Below are 4,350 nucleotides of genomic sequence, written 5' to 3' on the forward strand. Positions count from 1 at the left end.
CGGTGAATCAGGGGCCTGCTGCATGGCCTGGCGCAGTTCCATGTTGGCGGCGTCCAGTTCCACCGCGGCGCCGGCCAGGCGCGGATCGCTGGGATGCCAGCGCGCATCGATCGCATGGGTATCCGCCATGCCGGCCTGTACTGGGCGCTCGCGCAGATGCACGGCGAGGCTGCCGGCGAACAGCGAAAGTGCGGCGAAACAGGCGGCCAGCAACCAGCGGTGGACTTTCAATGCGGCGCTACGTTGCGGGGCCGGCGTGGAAGCGACGGCACCATCGAGCGCGGCCTCGATGCCCGCCCACAGGTCGCGATGCGGCGACACCGGTTCGCGCAAGGCGCGGGTCTGGCGTAGCCATTCGAATTCGTTCATGAGCGTTCTCCTAAAACTTTGCGCAGCAGGCCCCGTGCACGGTGCAATTGGGCTTTCGACGAGCCGACCGCCATGCCGAGTTCGGCACCGATTTCTTCGTGCCGCCAGCCTTCGATATCGTGCAGCACCAACACAGCGCGTGCGCGTGGCGGCAGCCCGCCGATAGCGCGTTCCAATTCGTCGCGTTCGGCAGCGCAGAATGGCGTATCGCCGCGGTCGGGTATGTCGTCCTCGTCCATGGTGCTGACGGGGTCGGCACCGCGCGAGCGGATGTCCATCAGTGCCACGTTGACCGCGAGGCGATACAGCCAGGTGCCGAAGGCGCTGTCGCCACGAAAGCTGGCAAGCTTCTGCCAGGCACGTACGAAAGCCTCCTGGGTGAGATCTTCGGCACGCGCATGGTCGTAGCCGGCCAGTCGATACAGCGCGCCATGGACGCGCCCCACGTGCAGCCTATAAAGGCGCTGAAAGGCCAGTCGGTCCCCATTCGCGGCGGCGCGAACGTCGTCCGTGTCCGATGGGTCCGCGGCGGGCGCAGGCGGCATGGTGTTTCCGTTGGCGGGGCGGGCAGCGATCATCTTGCCAGCTTGGATGCGCCCGCGCGCGGCATGGTTTATACGATCGAGTGAGATGCACCCACCGGCTGCGAGGCAGCCGGTGGGGATCGGGTCTGCTTAGGAGGCGAGGGCGGCGCGCGGCGCGTCCGCGGCGTCATCCAGCGCCTGGGCGACACGCTGCTGCTCGGCATGCAGCTGCTGCGGCATGCGGTCACCAAAGCTGTGCAGGTATTCGCCGATGGCGGCGAGTTCGTCCTGCCAGCCGGCGTGGTCGACGTGCAGCAGGGTGTCGAGGGTGTGAGCGTCGAGCGCGAGGCCGTCGAGCTGGAGTTCGCCCTTGGCGGGCAGCGTGCCGATTGGGGTGTCCACACCGGCAGCCTGGCCTTCCACACGCTGGATCATCCATTCCAGCACGCGCAGGTTGTCGCCGAAGCCCGGCCACAGGAAACGACCATCCTCACCTTTGCGGAACCAGTTCACGTGGAAGATCTTCGGCAGCTTGGCGCCGGGGCGGTCGAACGACAGCCAATGACGGAAGTAGTCGCCGTAGTGATAGCCGGCGAATGGCTTCATCGCCATCGAGTCACGACGCAGCACGCCTACCGCGCCGGTGGCGGCCGCGGTGGTTTCCGAGCCCATGGCGGCACCGACCAGTACGCCGTGCGCCCAGTCCTTGGCCTCGAACACCAGCGGTACCAGGGACGGGCGACGACCGCCGAATACGATGGCGCTGAGCGGCACGCCCTGGGCGTCCTCGGCATGCGAAGACCATGTGGGGCACTGCTTGGCACTTACCGTGAAGCGCGAGTTGGGGTGCGCGGCCGGGCCATTGGCGGGGTCGTACGGACGGCCCTGCCAGTCGGTGACGGGCGTGCCCGGCAGGCCTTCCCACCAGGGCTGGTTGTCCGCGGTGACGGCCACGTTGGTGAAGATGGTGTCCTTCGCGATAGTGGAAAGCGCATTGGGGTTGGTGCCGTCGCTGGTGCCCGGCGCCACGCCGAAGTAGCCCGCTTCCGGGTTGATGGCGTATAGACGTCCATCGGCGCCCGGGCGCATCCAGCAGATGTCATCGCCCACCGTCCACACTTTCCAGCCGTCCTTGCGGTAGCCCTCGGGCGGAATGAGCATGGCCAGGTTGGTCTTGCCGCAAGCGGAGGGGAACGCCGCGGCGATGTAATGCGTCTCGCCCTTGGGGTTCTCGATGCCCACGATCAGCATGTGCTCGGCCAGCCAGCCTTCGGACTTGGCCTGGTAGCTGGCGATGCGCAGCGCGTGGCACTTCTTGCCAAGCAGCGCGTTGCCGCCGTAGCCCGAGCCGTACGACTTGATGGTCAGCTCTTCGGGGAAGTGCATGATGAAGCGGCGCTCCGGGTCCAGCTCACCGGTGGAGTGCAGCCCCTTTACAAAGCTGCCTTCGCGCTCGATGCGTGCCAGTGCCGGTGCGCCCATGCGGGTCATCGTGCGCATGTTGATCACTACGTACGGGCTGTCGGTGATCTCTACGCCGCAGCGTGCCAGCGGCGAGTCGATCGGGCCCATGCAATACGGGATCACGTACATCGTGCGGCCTTCCATGCAGCCGTCGAACAGCGCATCCATCTTGGCGTGCGCATCGGCCGGGGCCATCCAGTGATTGTTCGGGCCTGCGTCTTCCTCGTCCTTGGTGCACACGAAGGTAAGGTGTTCCACGCGGGCCACGTCGGAAGGATTCGAGCGGTGCAGATAGCAGCCCGGGTGGGTCTGCTGATTGAGCTCGATCAAGTCGCCGGTCTGCAGCATCTGCTGCACCAGCTGCCGGTATTCGGTCTCCGAGCCATCGCACCAATGGATTTGCGCGGGGCGGGTCAGCGCCGCCACTTCGTCAACCCAGCGCTGCAGCGCTTCCAGCTTGCTCGACATCACGTTCCTCACAATGGTCTTAGGCCAAAAAATAAGAGAAACGCTAACTTACAGTGACTGGCATGGCAAGGAGTGGCGCAGCAAAATAGCAACTGGGCGCACCATAAATCGTTGCTCGGGCGGCTGCTTAGAAAGTTGCATGCAGACCACTTTGGCAGGTGGACTACCAGTGGTCAGCGCATAAAAAAACGCCGCCCTGGGGCGGCGTTGGTAGGTGAGGAAAGCGCGGGATGCTGCGCTTAGGCTGGCGTGAGCGTGCGGATCATGTGTTCCACGTACGCATCGAACTCGTCGTGGCTGATGCGCGGCAGGCCAAGCGTGAAATTGAGCTGCAAGAACCCAACATACGCCGCGTAGGTGAGGCGCGCACGGTTGAGGGCTTCCTGTGTCGGCAGGCCCGCTTCGCGGTAGATGTTGGTGAGGAATTCCATGCGTCGCTGCGAAACGCGAGCCATCACCGGCACCACTTGCGGATGATCCAGCGCCTTGAGCAGCGCGGCATAGACGCGATGCGGCGCCAGTTCGTGCGCCACGCGACGGAACAGCTCCGGCAGGCGCGCGCGCGGGTCGGGCATGGCTTCGATCTGCGCGATGACCTCGCGCTCGCCATACTGTTCCCAGCGTTCCAGTGACGCCTGCAGCAGCGCCTCGCGCGTGCGGAAGTGCCAATAGAAGCTGCCCTTGGTCACGCCCAGTTGGCGGGCGAGTGCTTCCACAGCAAGCGCGCCGACGCCCTGGTCGGCAATTAGCTTGAGCGCGGCATCTTCCCAATCTTCGGCGGAGAGGCGGGTACGTTCGGGTTTTGCGCTGACATTCATAGCGGAATGGTAGCCCTAGACGGCCGCTTTGCAATCGGCGTGACCGCAAGTCGTTGAATTGGCGCAAGGTGGCGACCTTGCAATGCGTATTGACGGGGCGCAAAAGCGCCTACATACTCTTGCGTATGGTACATCAAACGCCTACCGACAAGATTGTGGAGACCGTGCCCGCCGCCGATGGCTTGGCGCTGGCGGTCGAAGTGCGCAACCCGGCCGGTGCGCCCTCCTTGCTGTTCGCGCATGGCTTTGGCCAGACGCGGGGCGCCTGGCGCGGCACGGCGTCCGTGCTGGCGGCCGAGGGCTATCGATGCGTGACCTTCGATAGCCGCGGCCACGGCGAAAGTGCCCGCGTGGCGGGGGGCGATTACCACATGGAGCAGTTCGTGGGCGATTTGCGCCTGCTGGCGCACCGCGAATTGAGCAAGCCGATCCTGGTCGGTGCTTCCATGGGCGGTCTGCTGGGGCTGGTGCTCGCTGGTGAAATTGATCCGGATGCCTTCCGCGCGCTGGTGCTGGTGGATATCACCCCGCGCTGGGAGACGAAGGGCGTGGAACGCATCCTCGCCTTCATGCAGGCGCATCCCGATGGTTTTGCCAGCTATGCCGAGGCTGCCGAGGAAATCGCCAAGTACCTGCCGCACCGCGCCGAGCGCAAATCCGAGGATCAACTGCGTCCGCTGCTGCGCGAAGGCCGCGACGGGCGCCTG

Annotated in this window: 5 protein-coding genes; 1 reads left to right on the forward strand and 4 read right to left on the reverse strand. The window is 65.3% G+C overall.

Annotation, left to right across the window (positions count from 1 at the left end):
* From JHD67_RS21005 to JHD67_RS21020, 4 genes are all read right to left on the reverse strand, one after another.
* The coding region (locus JHD67_RS21005; protein WP_199101091.1) for a hypothetical protein at positions 1-369 on the reverse strand (369 nt) is incomplete at its 3' end.
* On the reverse strand, positions 366-914 hold the full coding sequence (locus JHD67_RS21010; protein WP_199101094.1) for a sigma-70 family RNA polymerase sigma factor: 549 nt from the start codon (positions 912-914) through the stop codon (positions 366-368). The genes JHD67_RS21010 and JHD67_RS21005, both read right to left, overlap by 4 nt.
* Positions 915-1,043: 129 nt before the next feature.
* A complete protein-coding gene (locus tag JHD67_RS21015; protein WP_199101092.1) occupies positions 1,044-2,825 on the reverse strand; it encodes a phosphoenolpyruvate carboxykinase (GTP) in 1,782 nt (593 codons plus the stop codon).
* A gap of 239 nt (positions 2,826-3,064) precedes the next feature.
* On the reverse strand, positions 3,065-3,643 hold the full coding sequence (locus JHD67_RS21020) for a TetR/AcrR family transcriptional regulator (protein WP_199101093.1): 579 nt from the start codon (positions 3,641-3,643) through the stop codon (positions 3,065-3,067).
* Positions 3,644-3,768: 125 nt separating this feature from the next.
* Here JHD67_RS21020 and JHD67_RS21025 point away from each other — a divergent pair.
* The coding region (locus JHD67_RS21025) for an alpha/beta fold hydrolase (protein ID WP_199101095.1) at positions 3,769-4,350 on the forward strand (582 nt) is incomplete at its 3' end.

The sequence above is a fragment of the Dyella sp. ASV21 genome (assembly GCF_016428975.1).
Taxonomy (GTDB): domain Bacteria; phylum Pseudomonadota; class Gammaproteobacteria; order Xanthomonadales; family Rhodanobacteraceae; genus Dyella.